Annotated in this window: 17 protein-coding genes; 10 read left to right on the top strand and 7 right to left on the bottom strand. The window is 70.2% G+C overall.

Annotated elements, in window-relative coordinates:
* The first annotated feature begins 18 nt into the window (after positions 1 to 18).
* Positions 19 to 912 carry an NAD(P)H-binding protein gene (locus tag AB5I40_RS11015; protein WP_370938377.1) on the top strand — a complete coding sequence of 298 codons (894 nt, stop codon included), beginning with the start codon at positions 19 to 21 and terminating at the stop codon, positions 910 to 912.
* 204 nt (positions 913 to 1,116) lie between these two features.
* Here the strand turns inward: AB5I40_RS11015 and AB5I40_RS11020 are convergent, their stop codons facing one another.
* Positions 1,117 to 1,854, bottom strand: coding sequence for a TetR family transcriptional regulator (locus AB5I40_RS11020; RefSeq protein ID WP_370938378.1), 738 nt, complete (start codon positions 1,852 to 1,854; stop codon positions 1,117 to 1,119).
* Between the two features lie 87 nt (positions 1,855 to 1,941).
* Between AB5I40_RS11020 and AB5I40_RS11025 the strand changes: the two genes are divergently transcribed.
* Entirely contained in the window at positions 1,942 to 2,397 is a 456-nt protein-coding gene (locus AB5I40_RS11025) for a hypothetical protein (RefSeq protein WP_370938379.1), read from the top strand.
* Between the two features lie 1,265 nt (positions 2,398 to 3,662).
* On the opposite strand, the gene AB5I40_RS11030 is transcribed toward AB5I40_RS11025, so the two are convergent.
* Together AB5I40_RS11030 and AB5I40_RS11035 are read right to left on the bottom strand one after the other, a co-directional pair.
* Positions 3,663 to 4,580: a hypothetical protein gene (locus AB5I40_RS11030; RefSeq protein WP_370938380.1), complete on the bottom strand. Its 918-nt coding sequence runs from the start codon at positions 4,578 to 4,580 to the stop codon at positions 3,663 to 3,665.
* A gap of 50 nt (positions 4,581 to 4,630) precedes the next feature.
* Complete coding sequence (locus tag AB5I40_RS11035) at positions 4,631 to 5,497, bottom strand: DMT family transporter (RefSeq protein WP_370938381.1); 867 nt, start codon at positions 5,495 to 5,497, stop codon at positions 4,631 to 4,633.
* 69 nt (positions 5,498 to 5,566) lie between these two features.
* On the opposite strand from AB5I40_RS11035, the gene AB5I40_RS11040 reads away from it, so the two are divergent.
* The 3 genes from AB5I40_RS11040 to AB5I40_RS11050 all read left to right on the top strand — a co-directional run bounded on the left by AB5I40_RS11040 (position 5,567) and on the right by AB5I40_RS11050 (position 8,310).
* Positions 5,567 to 6,454, top strand: coding sequence for a LysR family transcriptional regulator (locus tag AB5I40_RS11040; protein ID WP_370938382.1), 888 nt, complete (start codon positions 5,567 to 5,569; stop codon positions 6,452 to 6,454).
* A gap of 262 nt (positions 6,455 to 6,716) precedes the next feature.
* Positions 6,717 to 7,184 carry an HNH endonuclease gene (locus tag AB5I40_RS11045; RefSeq protein ID WP_344279158.1) on the top strand — a complete coding sequence of 156 codons (468 nt, stop codon included), beginning with the start codon at positions 6,717 to 6,719 and terminating at the stop codon, positions 7,182 to 7,184.
* A 22-nt stretch (positions 7,185 to 7,206) separates the two neighbouring features.
* On the top strand, positions 7,207 to 8,310 hold the full coding sequence (locus AB5I40_RS11050) for a helix-turn-helix domain-containing protein (protein ID WP_370938383.1): 1,104 nt from the start codon (positions 7,207 to 7,209) through the stop codon (positions 8,308 to 8,310).
* 74 nt (positions 8,311 to 8,384) lie between these two features.
* Here AB5I40_RS11050 and AB5I40_RS11055 read toward each other — a convergent pair whose 3' ends face one another.
* From AB5I40_RS11055 to AB5I40_RS11065, 3 genes are all read right to left on the bottom strand, one after another.
* Positions 8,385 to 9,338: an alpha/beta hydrolase gene (locus AB5I40_RS11055; RefSeq protein WP_370938384.1), complete on the bottom strand. Its 954-nt coding sequence runs from the start codon at positions 9,336 to 9,338 to the stop codon at positions 8,385 to 8,387.
* Positions 9,339 to 9,474: 136 nt separating this feature from the next.
* Positions 9,475 to 9,618 carry a hypothetical protein gene (locus tag AB5I40_RS11060; protein ID WP_370938385.1) on the bottom strand — a complete coding sequence of 48 codons (144 nt, stop codon included), beginning with the start codon at positions 9,616 to 9,618 and terminating at the stop codon, positions 9,475 to 9,477.
* Entirely contained in the window at positions 9,615 to 9,893 is a 279-nt protein-coding gene (locus AB5I40_RS11065) for a hypothetical protein (protein WP_370938386.1), read from the bottom strand. The genes AB5I40_RS11060 and AB5I40_RS11065 overlap by 4 nt, the downstream gene beginning before the upstream one ends.
* Before the next feature lie 67 nt (positions 9,894 to 9,960).
* On the opposite strand from AB5I40_RS11065, the gene AB5I40_RS11070 reads away from it, so the two are divergent.
* From AB5I40_RS11070 to AB5I40_RS11085, 4 genes are all read left to right on the top strand, one after another.
* Positions 9,961 to 10,596 (top strand): TetR/AcrR family transcriptional regulator, encoded by a 636-nt coding sequence (locus tag AB5I40_RS11070; RefSeq protein ID WP_370938387.1) that lies wholly within the window; start codon positions 9,961 to 9,963, stop codon positions 10,594 to 10,596.
* 63 nt (positions 10,597 to 10,659) lie between these two features.
* Complete coding sequence (locus AB5I40_RS11075; protein ID WP_370938389.1) at positions 10,660 to 11,100, top strand: Fur family transcriptional regulator; 441 nt, start codon at positions 10,660 to 10,662, stop codon at positions 11,098 to 11,100.
* Positions 11,097 to 12,623: a catalase gene (locus AB5I40_RS11080; RefSeq protein WP_370938390.1), complete on the top strand. Its 1,527-nt coding sequence runs from the start codon at positions 11,097 to 11,099 to the stop codon at positions 12,621 to 12,623. The genes AB5I40_RS11075 and AB5I40_RS11080 overlap by 4 nt, the downstream gene beginning before the upstream one ends.
* 115 nt (positions 12,624 to 12,738) lie before the next feature.
* The gene (locus AB5I40_RS11085; protein ID WP_370938391.1) at positions 12,739 to 14,358 is read left to right on the top strand and encodes an ABC-F family ATP-binding cassette domain-containing protein; all 1,620 of its coding nucleotides are present in this window, start codon (positions 12,739 to 12,741) and stop codon (positions 14,356 to 14,358) included.
* Here AB5I40_RS11085 and AB5I40_RS11090 read toward each other — a convergent pair.
* Positions 14,355 to 14,861: a putative immunity protein gene (locus tag AB5I40_RS11090; RefSeq protein ID WP_370938392.1), complete on the bottom strand. Its 507-nt coding sequence runs from the start codon at positions 14,859 to 14,861 to the stop codon at positions 14,355 to 14,357. The two genes, AB5I40_RS11085 and AB5I40_RS11090, sit on opposite strands and share 4 nt — an antisense overlap.
* Before the next feature lie 94 nt (positions 14,862 to 14,955).
* Between AB5I40_RS11090 and AB5I40_RS11095 the strand changes: the two genes are divergently transcribed.
* On the top strand, positions 14,956 to 15,225 hold the full coding sequence (locus tag AB5I40_RS11095) for a hypothetical protein (RefSeq protein ID WP_370938393.1): 270 nt from the start codon (positions 14,956 to 14,958) through the stop codon (positions 15,223 to 15,225).
* The last annotated feature ends 4 nt before the right edge of the window (positions 15,226 to 15,229 follow it).

The following is a 15,229-nucleotide window of genomic DNA, read 5'->3' on the forward strand; positions in this document are numbered from 1 at the left end:
GTCTCCTGGAGTGCCCGCATGATCGTCGTCACCGCCCCCACCGGGAACATCGGCAGCCACGTCCTCGCCGAGGTCGCCGACGGTTCCCGCCCCGTCCGCGCGATCGTCCGCGACCCCGCGAAACTGCCCGCCGACCTGCGGGAACGCATCGAAGTCCACCAGGGTTCACACAGCGATCCCGAGGTACTCGCCCGAGCCTTCGACGGCGCGGACACCGTGTTCTGGCTCGTCCCGCCCGACCGCCGAGCCGCCAGCGCCGACGAGGCCTACTCCGGCTTCGCCCGCCCCGCCGTCGAGGCGATCCGCACGCACGGCGTCCGCCGGGTCGTGTCGGTCAGCGCGCTCGGCCGCGGCACCGCCTTCGGCGAACGGGCCGGACACGTCACCGCCACCCTGGCGATGGACGACCTCATCGCCAGCACCGGCGTTGCCCTCCGCGCGCTGGCGAATCCGACCTTTATGGACAATCTGCTGCGCCAAACCGCGGTGATCAAAGAGCAAGGCACGTTCTACGACATCCTGCCGCCGGACTACGCCGCGCCGACCGCCTGCACCCGCGACATCGCCGCGGTCGCGTCCCGGCTGCTGCTCGATCCTTTGTGGACCGGACACGAAGAAGTCCCGATCCTCGGCCCGGAAGACCTGTCGCTGAACCAGGAAGCCGAGATCATGAGCGAGGTGCTGGGGATTTCGGTTAAGTACCAGCAGGTTCCGGTTCCGGCCTTGGGCGAGCAGGTCCGTGCGAGCGGCTTCTCCGAAGCGATGGCACAGTCCATGGTGGACATGATGACCGCGAAGCTGAACCACCTGGACGAGGGCGTCACCCGCACGCCGCAGCACGCCGTCGAGACTCCGACGACTTTCCGCCGGTGGTGCGAAGAAGTCCTCAAGCCCGCGGTAGAGAAGGCCTGATCGGCCCGCTGCGGGCCAGCCCAGGCAAGGCGTGGGCCGACCCGCGGCGAAACGCTCGTTCAAACCGTTCATCAGCGCGTCCGCTTCGACCACGATCCGGCCCGGACGCGGAGGAGGTCCGCCGCCGATGATCGATACCGCGCCCGCACCGCCGGCGGCCGTCAATGGCACTCAGTGCACTTCGCTAGCCGCCCGGCAAGCAGGTCATCCGGACTCGGCCTCGCGCAACGCGGCGCCGATCCGGGTCACCACCTCGTGCAACGGCGTCGCGGTGCTGAGCACCGCCACCACCGTGCCCGGCTCCGCCTCGCCGGACGGCTTCCCACCGGACGTCCGGAACGCATCCGCGACCAGGGTGAACGCCTCCGTCGCCGCAGCCGCGATGTCGTCGCGCCCGCCGCTGCGCAGCCAGCGCCGCAAAACGTGGTTGTTGGCCGCCGCGATCGCCGCCGCGGCCACCGCGGCCCGGAGCGTCGCTGCTTCATCGCCAGCCGCGGCAAACCGATCCTGGAGGTATCGAGCGAGGACACGCTGGTAACGGTCGACCGTCGCGACTTCCTTGTCCCGCAACGACGGCACCGTGCGCGTGAGGCTGAACCGCTTGAGCGATACATCCAGTTCCGCCGCGTAAGACTCCAGCACGAGCGACACCGCGGCGGTGGCCACCTCGATCGGATCGCGCCCCGGGTCGGCGGTCTCGAAGACCTGCTCCATCTCGGCGACGATCTCGTCGTGATTGGCGAAGAGGACGTCGTCCTTGCTGTCGAAGTACCGGAAAAACGTGCGCCGCCCGACGCCCGCGGCCGCGGCGATGTCGTCGATGGTCGTCGCCTCGTACCCGTTGGCCGCGAAGAGATCCACAGCCGCCGTCGCAAGCGCACGACGCAACTGCCGCCGCCCGGCAGGCGTGGCCCCGACCCGGGTGCGCGGCGTCTCCGTCATCCCCGAACGGTAGCAGCCCGGGTTGCTAGTGGCACTGAGTGCCGTTAGCATGGGTCGCGCACCCCATGCGAGCGGAAGGCGTCGACGATGACACTCGACCAGCAACTGCGGCCCGACCACCACACCGGCCCAGACCCAGCAGACGCCTACTACGGCGGGGTGTTCGGCTGGTCCGTCCGACGGCAGGGCGCGCGCCTGTTCCTGGCCTTGGAGAACGGGCTGTGCGCAGTCACCCTGCCGAAACTCACGTCGGGCCCCGTGCTCGCGCACCTGTCCGCCCTGGGCTGCGACAGCCCGTCCCTGATCCTCCCCACCCAGCACGGCCCGCGCCTGGCGATCCTCGCCGAAACCGACGGCGAACTCCTCCTGCGAGGCACCCTGCCCGCAGACGTAACCGTCCTGGACAGCGGCGCGCTCCTCCCCCTGCCGATCGGACAGCAAACCCCCGGCATGGGCCCCGAGTGGCTGACCGCCCCCGACCCGAGGCACCGCTGGCTGCCGAGCGTGAGCGCGGTGCTGGCCGGAGTGCGCCAACGCCCCTGACCCCGTTCCCCCGCATGGGCCGCACCGCTTCCAGAGTGCCTCCCACGACCGACGGCACCGATCCGTTATGCCCTCCGCGACACCGATTTCCGCGCGCCGACTTCACTTAAGCTCGTGCCGTGGGGCCCCTTCACGGGCGGTGGAACCTAAGCGCCGCAAGAGCCGTTACACAGGCCCGCGCCTTCGCCCCTTCGCGGCATAGCCGCGCTCCGTGCCGTGAGGGGAACCCTCACAGACTCAGATTCCCTCAGGGTTCCCCTCACGACCCGCGCAAGGCGGTGAGGGAACCCTCACCGGCTCTCGCACGCGGAGCGTGCCTGGCCCCCCTTACGACCCGATGCAGTCCGTGAAGGGCTCCTTGAGGGAATCTGATTCCCTCAAGGAGCCCTTCACAGCTCGCCAGCCCACCTGCTCACTCGCCGCCGCGATGCGCCCCCAATGCGACATTGGGTGCACGCGATGCACCCAAAGTGGCATTCGGCGCATCCCACGCACCCCATGCGGCATTCAGCGCATCCACGCACCCCACGTGGCGTTGGGTGCATGCGACGCACCCAACGCCGCATCGGGGCGCAAGCCCCACCACCCACCGAACCGCAGCCGATGCACCCAATTCGAGGCACCCACGCCACCCCCCGCACCAGTGCACCCAACTCGAGATGCGCCCACACCACCCCCGCACCCCGATACGAAGCCAAAAACACGGCGCGGAGGTGCTTGTCAAGGCATCTTTCCCGCCTTGACAAGCACCTCCGCGCCGTAGTCACGCTCAGCTTCGGGGTGCCCCACCGCACCACTCAAAAGCAATGTCGCCGCCAGGCGACGAGCCGAAACCCCCGAGACCTCACACAAAAACCCCACCCAACACAGCCGAAGCCTCCCCCACCATCCCGTCCACCTCAGCCAAGAGCGCCTCGATCTCCCCCCACCACCGCAAATCCCGCCCGGAATCCGGAATCAACGAAGTCCCCACCAGCAACAGCAAAGTATCAATCTCAAAAGCCCGATCAGCCAACCGCAACAACGGCACCGAATCCCCGCCAACACCCCCGACAGCGGCCCGACAAGCCGCATGCCCCAACCCGCGACACACCGTCCGCAACCGCTCCCGCACCTCATCCGCCCGCGGATCAGCCCGAGGCCCGCCAGTCCGGATATTCCACGCCACCGAAAGCAAACAGCGTCCGGCATCGTCCATCGACGTGTTCATCACCGGGCGAGTCTGGAAGCACCATCCCCGCGACGGGTGACCCGACACGCAAGGCTCACCGCATCGAGTGAAGCAACCGCACAGTCGCGTCAAGCGGCAGCCGGTCGTCCGCGGCGCGCGCGAGGAAATCCTTGATCCGCTGCCCGTCCGGCGTCAACGAATCCACGTCGTTGACCTCCGCACTGGCCGCCTCCAACGTCCCCAGCCCGGCATTGTGGTGCGCGTCCCGAACCGCGTTCCGCAGCACCGCCAGCTCCGTCGCCGACGGCCCCCGCTTTTCCGCCCGCAACCGCTCGACAATTCGAAGCACCTGCGGCGAATGCGCGGCCAACGACTGTCGCCCGGCGAACGACGCGACCATCCGCGGCGTCGCGGAGACCGAGGCTGGCGGCGGTGGCACCTCGACCGCCTCGCCCACCACTCGCAGACTCTCCAATGCCGCAGCACGCCGCCGTTCGCTCTCGCGCACGCGCGCGAGCGGATCCTTCCGCCGGGACGACGCGATCGTGCGGGCCTCGGCCCTGGCCCGCTCCCCCGCGTCGGTCAACCGCGAGCGCCGTTGATACATGCCCTCGTCCGCCGCCTGCTTGCGCCGGTTCGCGAGCCAGGCCTCGAAGGTCTGCCCGCGCCGGGGCGGTTCGCGCACCTCGGTCAGGTCTCCGGCGGCGGACTCGTCGACGAACCAGCCCTTCATCCGCGAGCGCAGGAAGTCGCCCGGCTTTTCGCCGGCCCGGCGCGGCCGCTGGCGCGTCCCGTCCGGCAGCGCGCTCATCGCGATCAGCAGCGCGTCCGGGCAGTATCCGTTGGAGTACCAGAATTCCAGCTGCCGCTCGACGTCGTCGCGTTCCTCCCGCGTCAGCCGCTCGGACACCCAGCCCATGCGGCGGACGAGCACGCCCGTCGCCTGCGAACGTTCGCGCGCGTCGGCGGGCACGACCGTCGCCGGCCACTCCTGATCCGCGATCCGCACCACGCCGCACCTCCCTAGCCAGCGCCGCCTACGTTAGCCCGCCCCACCGACAATTACCGCGCCCGCCGCAGCACCGTCACCGTGTTCACCGCCACGATCACCCCGATCGAGGCCCACGCGACGGCGTCGAGCCGCTGGTCCAGCAGCACGAGCCCGACGAGCGCGGCCAGCACCGGGTGGACGCTCATGAACGCTCCGAAGAACTGCGCCGGGACCCTCCGCAGCGCCATCAGATCGACGAGAAACGGCAGCGCCGACGACAACAGCCCGGCGGTAAGCGCCGCCGCGAGCGCGCCCGGCGTCGGCGGGTGGTGCAGCATCGCGAACACCCCGATCGGCACGTAAAGCAGACCGGACACCCCAGCCGCGGCGGCCGAACCCGCCGCGCCGGGCAGGCGACGGCCGACGGTCCGGTTCAGCAGGATGTAGCAGGCCCAGCACAGCGCGGCGACCAGCGCGAGCCCGATCCCGAGGTAGTCCGTGCTCGGCTGCGGCCGCATCAGCGCTCCGACCGCGACCGCGGCGGCGACCGCGCACGCCAGGTCCGTCCGGCGGCGCGAGCCGGCCAGCGCGATCGCCAGCGGGCCGAGGAATTCGAGCGTCACGGCCAGTCCGAGGCCGATCCGGTCGATCGCCGTGTACAGGGACAGGTTCATCGTCGCGAACACGGCGGCCAGACCGAGCACCGGCCACCACTGCCGTGCGGTGAACGTCCGCAACCGCGGCCGTCCCACTCCCAGCAGCACCACCGCCGCCACCCACTGGCGGACCGCCACCACGCCCGGCGGGCCGAGGACCGGGAACGCGAGCGCCGCCGTCGCCGCGCCGACCTGGTTGGACAGCGCGCTGCCGAGCAGCATCGCGGCACCGGCCGCCCGGGCGTCGCCGCGCGTTCGCGGAGTCAGTTCCGTAGTCGCCATGCGGTCGAGCATGGGTCCGGCCGATCCATGCGCAAAATGCATTGACCACATCAGCGATACGCTGGACGCATGGATCTGGAGTTGCGTCAGCTGCGCTGTCTCGTGACGATCGTGGACGCCGGGACCTTCACCGACGCCGCGCTCGAACTCGGCGTCTCACAGGCGGCCGTATCGCGGAATTTGGCTTCGCTGGAACGGGTTCTCGGCGTGCAGCTGTTGCACCGCACCAGCCGGAGCCTCGAGCCGACGACAGCCGGCGTCCAGGTGCTCGCCCGCGCCCGGCACCTGCTCGCCGAGGCCGACGATCTCGTCCGCGAAGCGACCACCGGGCACACGCGGCTGCGCATCGGCCACGCGTGGTCGGCGATGGGCAAGCACACCGCGGAATTCCAGCGCCGCTGGGCCGCGCGGTACCCGGACGTCGAACTGCTGCTCGTGCGCGCCAACACCGCGACCGCCGGGCTGGCGGAAGGGCTGGTCGATCTCGCCGTGGTGCGGCATCACGTGCCCGCGGGAAAGTTCGCGCACGCGACGGTCGGGCACGAGGACCGTTACTGCGCCATGGCCGTCGACGATCCGCTCGTGCGCCGCCGCACCGTCGCGCTCGCCGATCTCGCGTCGCGGCTGCTGGTGGTCGATCCGCGCACTGGCACCACTTCCGCCGGCCTGTGGCCGCCGGACGCGCGCCCGCGGATCGAGCCGACGCACGACGTCGACGACTGGCTCGCCACCATCACCTCCGGTCGCTGCGTCGGCGTCACCCCGCATTCGACGGTGACGCAGTATCGCCGCGACGGCATCGTGTACCGGCGGGTCCGCGACGCCCCGCCGGTGCCGGTCCAGCTCGCCTGGCGCGCACACGATCCGCATCCGGCCACGCATGCCGCCGTGGCCTTGCTCGGCGAGCTGTACCGGACGCCGCCGAAACGGGAAAGCGCTTCCGCTCGCCCGCGTTGAATCCATTGTGGATCTTGAAAACCGGGACGATCATTTTCCGTTGACGCGGGCACGCGGGGCGACAATGATGAAGCTGTCCAGCCACGAAAGGAACCACGGAATGCCGCACCGCGACGAATGCATGCCCCTGTCGGGCATTCCCGGCTCCGCGCCATGACGTGGCCTGCCACGCCGTGAGCGAGGAGCCGCCCGCCGGAGCACCGGCCGGGCGGCTTTTGCGTTCACGGCCCGTAACGACCGTGGAAAGGAGGTGCCCGTCGCCATGGGAGTCCTGGTTCTCAACGCCGGCTACGAGCCCCTGCACACCGTCTCGCTCCCCCATGCCATCCGGATGCTGGTCCGCCAGGTCGCGGTCGTCCACGAAAGCGACGGGCCGGACCTCGGCGTCTTCCCGCGGCCGAAGGTGGTGCGGCTGCTGCGCTACGTCGTGATGAAGTGGCGTTATTCCGGGCCGCCGCGCTGGTCGCGTTCCGGCGTGCTGCGGCGCGACCGGCACACGTGCGCCTACTGCGGGCGCCGGGCCACCACGGTCGACCACATCACGCCGGTCTCGCGCGGCGGCCCGCGCACGAGCTGGCTCAACACCGTCGCCGCGTGCGGCGGGTCGGCGCGCAGCTGCAACGCGCGCAAGGCCGACCGCACGCCAGCGGAAGCCGGGCTGACGCTCCGGTTCCCGCCGCGCGTGCCGCGGTGGGAGGAGCTGCATCCGCTGGCCGGACTGTCCACTTGAGACTCGCGGTAAGCTGGACCTCGTGAAGGGCTTGCTGCTGCGGTTGTCCGCGGTCGATTCCGGCGCGGAAACGGCGGTGCGCGTCATCGCGTATTTCGACGAGCTGATCGCCCGCCGTGCGACACTGCCGGATTTGCTGCGCGCGACGGCTTTTCTCGCGGAATGCGTAGCCGGGATTCGCTGTGTCGACGGAACCGTACTGCGGTTCCGCCCGACCGGCGAACCCGGCGGCGACGGTCCGGTGCCGCCCGGCGCCGTCGTGGTGGACCTCGACGGCGCCGGGCGGGTGTGGCTGGAACGCGCGGGCGAGCCCGGTCCGCTCGACGTCCTGGTGCTCGAACGGCTCGCGATCTCGGCGAAAGTGCTCAATCCCGTCGAACCGCAGCCGTCCGCACCGCATCTCGCGGACCCGGCGTTAGTCGAACTAGTGCTGGGCGAGCAGGCCGCGGACGAGGACCGGACACGGGCACTGACCCTGCTCGGCCTGGACACCACACGCCCGCTGCGAGTGGTGGCGGTCGGTTCGGGCCCCGGCCGCGATGCCGGTGCGGACGCCGTCGCCCTCGTCGCCCGCGGCGGCCCGCTCGGTGCGCGGGTGGCCGTCGTCGGCGGGGTGGCCGCGGTGGTGCTGCAGCCGCGCGAAGGTCCGGATTCGGTAGTCCCGACTTTACGCGAAACGCTGGCGTTGCGGGCCAAGGACCGCACGCTGCCGGACACCGTCCGGGTAGGCGTCGGCGACGCGGTCGACGGTTTGGCGGCCCGGAGTTCGTGGCTGCAAGCTCGCCTGGCCACACGATTCGCGGCGAAATCGCGGCCGCTGATCGTGCACGAGGACCTCGGTTCGGTGACGCTGCTGGCGGAGATCCCGGCGGAGCGGTTGCGCGCGCAGCCGGACGTGCTGGCGTTGAACGCGCTTGCCGAGAGCGGTGATCTGGAAACGCTGGAAGCCTTCTGCCGCACGGGTTCCTTGCGCCAAGCGGCGATCGCTTTGCACCGCCACCACAGTTCGGTGGCGGCGCGCTTGGCGCATGTGGAGGACGCGTTGGGGTGGACACTGGACGACACTGCGGGACGATTCCGGGCGCGGATGGCTTTGGTGGCACGGAGGTTGGCGGAATCTGCTTGAGGGACAGCGATTCCGCTCGCGCGGGGGTCCCCCGTTATCCACTCTATCGGCTCCCACCGACAATTCCGGTGCCCTCAGCCCGCCTCGACCCCCAGCACCCGAGCCAGCACCGCCAGGCGCTCCGCGGTCTCCCGGCGGCTCACCGTCGCGTGCCGGAGCACCGCCGAGCCGTGGAAAGTGCCCGGGAACAGATGCAGTTCCGTCGGCACCCCAGCCGCCAGAAGGGCTTGGGCGTAAGCGATTCCCTCGTCCCGCAGCGGGTCGAACTCCATCACCGACACGTACGCGGGCGGCAAGCCCGAGAGATCGGTCGCCCGGGCCGGCGCCGCGTAAACCGAGACGTCCGGGCCGCCGCGTTTGCCGGGGCCGCCCAGGTAGTAGTCCCAGCTCGCCTCGGCGGCGCCCCGGTGCCAGATCGGGGTGTCCGCGAACTGGCGCATGCTGCCGGTCTCGAGTCGGTCGTCCAACTCCGGCACGGAGAGGAACTGGAAGGCGATCGACGGGCCGCCTCGGTCGCGGGCCAAAAGCGCCAGCGCCGCGGCCAGTCCGCCGCCCGCGCTCACGCCGTAGACGACCACTTTTTCCGGGTCGATGTTCAGTTCGTCAGCATGCTTGACCGACCATTCGAGCGCCGCGTAGCAGTCGTCCAGCCCGGCCGGGTACGGATTTTCCGGCGCGAGCCGGTACTCGACCGACACGACCACGACGCCGAGTTCCCGTGCCAGTTCGACATTGGTCGCGTGGTCGACTTCCAGGTCGCCGAGCGCGAAACCGCCGCCGTGGATGTCGAACAGCAGCGCCTTCGTCGCGACGCGATCCGGCGTGTAAACCCGGATCGGGACGTCCGGTGCGCCTTCGGGGCCGGGCACGGTCTCGTCGCGCGCGGTCACGCCGGTGCCGTCGAACTCGCCTTGCATCGAGGCGAGCAGCTCGGCCATTCCCGCGCGCGAGGCAGCGACGTCGCGGAAGTCGACTTCGGGCAGCATCGGGATCGCGGCGGCGATTTCGGGATCGAACGGATAACTCATCAACGGCCTCCGTCTTCCAGGTGAGGACTCCATCGTGCCGAAACCCCGACCCCGGCTAGCACCGCCACATGTCGCGTGCTGCGCGGGGTCGACCCGCCAAACGGCGAAGCCCGCCAAGCCAAAGAAAGCCGAAGACTCAGCGCCCCACCTTTTTCCAGATCACCACGACCCCGATCACCGCCACCAGCACCGCCCCCAGCACGATCAGCCCCTTCACCAGCAGATCGTGCATGAGATGCTGCAGGATCCCGTCCCCGTCGGCGAGCAGCGCCGCGTTCACCGGCCGGACCGCTTCCGGCCCGGGTCCTCGTCCAGCCACCGCGCGGCCTGGCGCACGACCTCGCCGCCGACGCGACCGCGCACTCCCCGCGCCCCGCGCCGGTCCATCGCCTGAGCGGCGGATTTCGCGAGCGTCGCCGCGCCTTCCCGCACGCGCTCCCCCTTGCCCCGCCGCCGCAGCGAAACGATCAGCGCGAAGCCGGCCAGGCCGACGACCACGACGATCGCGGCGATGATGCCGAACCGGATCAGCAGGATGTTCAGCACCGTCTCCACGGCGCACCCCTTTCTGTCACACCTGTGATACAAACCGTTTCTATCACGTCTGTGATATAAAAGTCCAGTGCCTAGAGTGGTGGACGGGGAAGAGCGACGCGCGCACATCGCCGACGCGGTGCTGCGGCTGGCCGCGAAAGACGGACTGCACGCGGTCTCGCTGCGCGCGGTCGCCGCGGAGTCGGGGCTGAACATCGGCTCGGTGCGGCATTACTTCGACAGCCAGCACGCGCTGATGCGGTTCGCGATGCGCACCACCATCGACCGGACGACCGCGCGGCTCGTCGAACGCCGCGAGAAGATCGGGTCGCTGTCGGAGCTGTCGCCGGAGGAAGCCGTCGACCAGCTCACCGAATTCCTGTCCGAACTGCTTCCGCTGGACGAGCGCCGGCGCACCGAAGTGACCGTGCTGGTGGAATTCCTGATGGCCGCGCGCGCCGATCCGGGATTGGACGACCTGGCCAGGGAAGCGGTTCAAGGCACCGTGACGCTGGCTCGCCGCATTCTCGACGCACAGGTTCGCAGCTGCCGGTTCGAGCCGAAGGACCCCGAAGTCGAAGCGCCCCGGCTGGCCGCGCTCATCGACGGGATCGCGTTCCGGGCCGTGCTGCAGCCGGAACTCACCTCGGCCGACGAGTGCGTCGCCGTCCTTCGCGCGCACCTCGCCGAGCTCGTCCGACCGGTGGGTGACACCCAGGTGTGAGAGCCGGGAAGAGGGGGTAACCGGCGGAACTGGAGCGGTTCCAGATCCCCGGGGAGGACTCCGATGCCGGACTCGGCGGCGACGCTGCGGGCGGCGGGCCTGCGCGTCACCAAGCCGCGGCAAGCCGTGCTCGGCTGGCTCGGCGAGCACCCGCACGCGACCGTCGAGGCGATCGCGGCGGGCGTGCGCGAGAGCCTGGGCAGCGTGTCGATCCAAGCGGTCTACGACGTGCTCGCCGCGTGCGGCGAAGCGGGTCTCGTCCGCCGGATCGAGCTGTCCGGGCATCCGGCGCGGTTCGAACGGCGGACCGGCGACAACCACCACCACCTGGTGTGCCGCCGCTGCGGCCGGGCCGAGGACGTCGACTGCGTCCGCGGCGAGGCCCCCTGCCTCACGCCGCACGACCGGCGCGGGTACGCCGTGGACGAGGCCGAGATCGTCTTCTGGGGTCTGTGCCCCGACTGCTCCGGCGTTTCCGACCACCACGAGGAGTTCGCGAGATGACCGAAGAACCGAAACCCCCGGCGACCACGACGGACGCCGGGATCCCGGCCGAGAGCGACGAGCATTCGCTCACTGTCGGCCCGGGCGGCCCGATCCTGCTGCAGGACCACTACCTGATCGAGCAGATGGCGCAGTTCAACCGGGAACGGGTGCCGGAACGGCAGCCGCACGCGAAGGGCAGCGGCGCGTTCGGGCACTTCGAGGTGACCAATGACGTCAGCCGCTTCACCAAGGCCGCGGTGTTCCAGCCGGGCGTGAAAACCGAGATGGCCGCCCGGTTCTCCACCGTGGCGGGCGAGCGCGGCAGCCCGGACACCTGGCGCGACCCGCGCGGGTTCGCGCTGAAGTTCTACACGACCGAGGGCAACTACGACCTCGTCGGCAACAACACCCCGGTGTTCTTCATCAAGGACCCGCTGAAGTTCCAGCACTTCATCCGGTCGCAGAAGCGCCGCGCGGACAGCAACCTGCGCGACCACGACATGCAGTGGGACTTCTGGACGCTCTCCCCCGAATCGGCGCACCAGGTCACCTGGCTGATGGGCGATCGAGGGATCCCGCGCACGTGGCGGCACATGAACGGCTACAGCTCGCACACCTACATGTGGGTCAACGCCGCGGGCGAGAAGTTCTGGGTCAAGTACCACTTCAAGACCGACCAGGGCGTCGAGCACTTCACCCAGCACGAGGCCGACCAGATGGCGTCGGCGGACACCGACTACCACACCCGGGACCTGTTCGAGGCGATCGCGCGCGGCGACTACCCGAGCTGGACGCTGCACGTCCAGGTGATGCCGTTCGAGGACGCGAAGACCTACCGGTTCAACCCGTTCGACCTCACGAAGGTGTGGCCGCACGGCGACTACCCGCTGATCGAGGTCGGGAAGATGACGCTCGACCGCAACCCGACCGACCACCATACCGAGATCGAGCAGGCCGCCTTCGAGCCGAACAACCTGGTGCCAGGCATCGGCCCGAGCCCGGACCGGATGCTGCTGGGCAGGCTGTTCGCCTACGCCGACGCACACCGGTACCGGATCGGCGCGAACTACAAGCAGCTGCCGGTGAACGCGCCGACCGCGCCGGTGCACAGCTACAGCAAGGACGGCGCGATGCGCTACGCCAAGGTCTCCGACCCGGTGTACGCGCCGAACTCCAAGGGCGGTCCGCGCGCCGACACGGAACGCTACGGCACGCCCGCGGGCTGGCACGCCGACGGCGAGATGGTCCGCTCGGCCTACGTCGACCACGCCGAGGACGACGACTGGGGCCAGGCCGGCACGATGGTGCGCGACGTCCTGAACGACGCCGAGCGCGAGCGGCTGGTGGACAACATCGTCGGGCACCTGCTCAACGGGGTGACCGAACCGGTGCTGAAGCGGGCCTTCGAGTACTGGCACAACGTGGACAAGGATCTCGGCGACCGCGTCGAGTCCGGCGTGCGCGCGAAGCAGAACGAGAAGGACCCGAAGGCGGCGGAGCAGGCCAACCCAGCGCGGGAAAGCATGCAGCGCAAGGCATAAGGCGATTCCAAGAGCGGCGGTGCCGGTTCTCCCCGGCACCGCCGCTTTCGTGTCCTCTGTGGACGGCCGGAAAACCGTGCGGCGATTCGCGGCGGTCTGGGTAGAGTGCCGGGACATGGGGCATTTGGAGGCCGCGCACCTGCGCTACGTGCTGCCCGACGGGCGTCCGCTGCTCGGCGACGTCTCGTTCCGGGTCGGCGAGGGCGCGGTCGTCGCGCTGGTCGGCCCCAACGGCGCGGGCAAGACCACGTTGCTGCGGCTGCTGTCGGGAGAGCTGAAGCCGGACGAGGGCGCGGTCACGGTGACCGGCGGGCTGGGCGTGATGGCGCAGTTCGTCGGGTCGGTGCGCGACGAGCGCACGGTGCGGGATCTGCTGGTTTCCGTTGCCCCGCACCGGGTTCGCGATGCTGCCCTGGCGGTCGACGCTGCCGAGGAGCGGCTGCTGGAGGTCGACGACGAGGCCGCGCAAATGCGGTACGCGCAGGCGCTCAGCGACTGGGCCGAAGCCCGCGGATACGAGTTCGAGACTGTTTGGGATATGTGCACCACCGAGGCGCTCGGCGTGCCGTTCGACCGCGCGCGCTGGCGGCTCGTGCGCACGCTCAGCGGCGGCGAGCAGAAACGCCTGGTGCTGGAAGCGTTGCTGCGCGGACCGGACGAGGTGCTGCTGCTGGACGAGCCGGACAACTACCTCGACGTCCCCGGCAAACGCTGGCTCGAAGCCCGGCTGAAGGAAACCCGCAAAACCGTCCTGTTCGTGTCGCACGACCGCGAACTGCTGGCGCGAGCGGCGGACAAGATCGTGAGCGTCGAACCCGGCGGCGACGGCGCGGACGCCTGGGTGCACGGCGGCGGGTTCGGCACGTATCACGAGGCGCGGCAGGAACGGTTCGCCCGCTACGACGAACTGCGCCGGCGTTGGGACGAGAAGCACGCCCAGCTCAAACGGCTCGTCCGGGACATGCAGCAGTACGCCGCGCGCAGCGACGAGATGGCGTCGCGGTACAAGGCGGCGCAGACCCGGCTGCGGAAATTCGAGGAGGCCGGTCCCCCGCCGGAACCGCCGCGGCCGCAGGACATCCGGATGCGGCTGCGCGGCGGACGTACCGGAATGCGCGCGGTGACCTGCAAGAACCTGGAACTGACCGGGTTGATGAAACCATTCTCGCTGGAGATCTTCTTCGGCGAGCGCGTCGCGGTGCTGGGCTCGAACGGCTCCGGGAAGTCGCACTTCCTGCGCCTGCTCGCGGGCGGCGACGTCGCACACACCGGCGATTGGAAGACCGGCGCGCGCGTCGTGCCCGGCCATTTCGCGCAAACGCACGCCCGCCCGGAGCTCACCGGCCGCACACTCGTCGACGTGCTGTGGACGGAACACGCGCGCGACCGCGGTGCGGCGATGTCCGCGCTGCGCCGGTACGAACTGCACCGCCAGGGCGAGCAGGTATTCGACCGATTGTCCGGCGGACAACAGGCGCGGTTCCAGATCCTGTTGCTGGAACTGGCCGGAACCACCGCGCTGCTGCTGGACGAGCCGACGGACAACCTCGACCTGGAATCCGCCGAGGCGCTGCAGGACGGGCTGGAGTCCTACGAAGGCACCGTGCTCGCGGTCACGCACGACCGCTGGTTCGCGCGCTCGTTCGACCGCTACCTAGTCTTCGGTTCAGACGGCGTCGTCCGCGAGACACCGGAACCGGTCTGGGACGAGCGGCGGGTCGAACGGGTTCGCTAACCCTTGCGCAGCAACATATCCAGCTCGCGCACCAACTCCCCCGCCCGCCCGCGACCATCTGGCGCTTTCGGATACCGCGACAGCACCCGGACGACCACCGGATCGGCCGCCGGGTGCTGCGCCGCCATTCCAGCCAGTTCGAACGCGTACGCCGCATGGCCAGCCGGGCCGAGGATGTGCCACACCTGCGTCGCCTTCGCGAGCGGATGCAGGAACGCCGCCCCGGCAGCGGCGACAGCAGCTCGCGCGGCCTCGCTCGCTGCGGTCTGCCCGGCGTCGCGCGTTTCCTGATACGCCCGTTGCGCCGCCCACGCGCTGTCGCGGATTGCCTTGCTGCGCTTGGCTCCTTGCGAAAACGCCCGAGCCGCCTCGATCGCGTCGTGCGGGCGGCGGTCGTCCGGACGGGCTTGTTCGAAGATCGGCAGCGCGGGCTCCGCACAGGCCACCGCGTAGGCGGTGACGGCGCGAAGCTCGGAGAGGTCGAGTGCGATCTGCTCGGTCATGTGCTTGAACAGTATCGTTGAACTGCCGGTTGGCACTTGCGATCGGCTTCCGGCAGGAACTTCAGGCGAAACCCTCAACCGGGGAAGGACGGCGGTGGACGAGCGGAGCGCGTGGTCCGAAGCCGACAAGGCGGCGTACCGCCGGTTCGTGCGCACCCATCACCCGGACGTCGGGGGCGACCCGGCCGAGTTCGCCGCCGGACTCCGGGAATTCCGGCGCGGCCCAGGAAACGAAAGCGCCGCGCGGGCCGAGGGCCCACGCGGCGAATCCGTGGTGTTCGTGCGCCGGAGCCGAGGGGTGTCCCGGCTTTTCGCGGTCCTTGCCGCTCGCAGGCGGCGGAAGCGGAATCCGCGCGTGCGCTAACGCG

Source organism: Amycolatopsis sp. cg13, from assembly GCF_041346965.1.
GTDB lineage: Bacteria > Actinomycetota > Actinomycetes > Mycobacteriales > Pseudonocardiaceae > Amycolatopsis.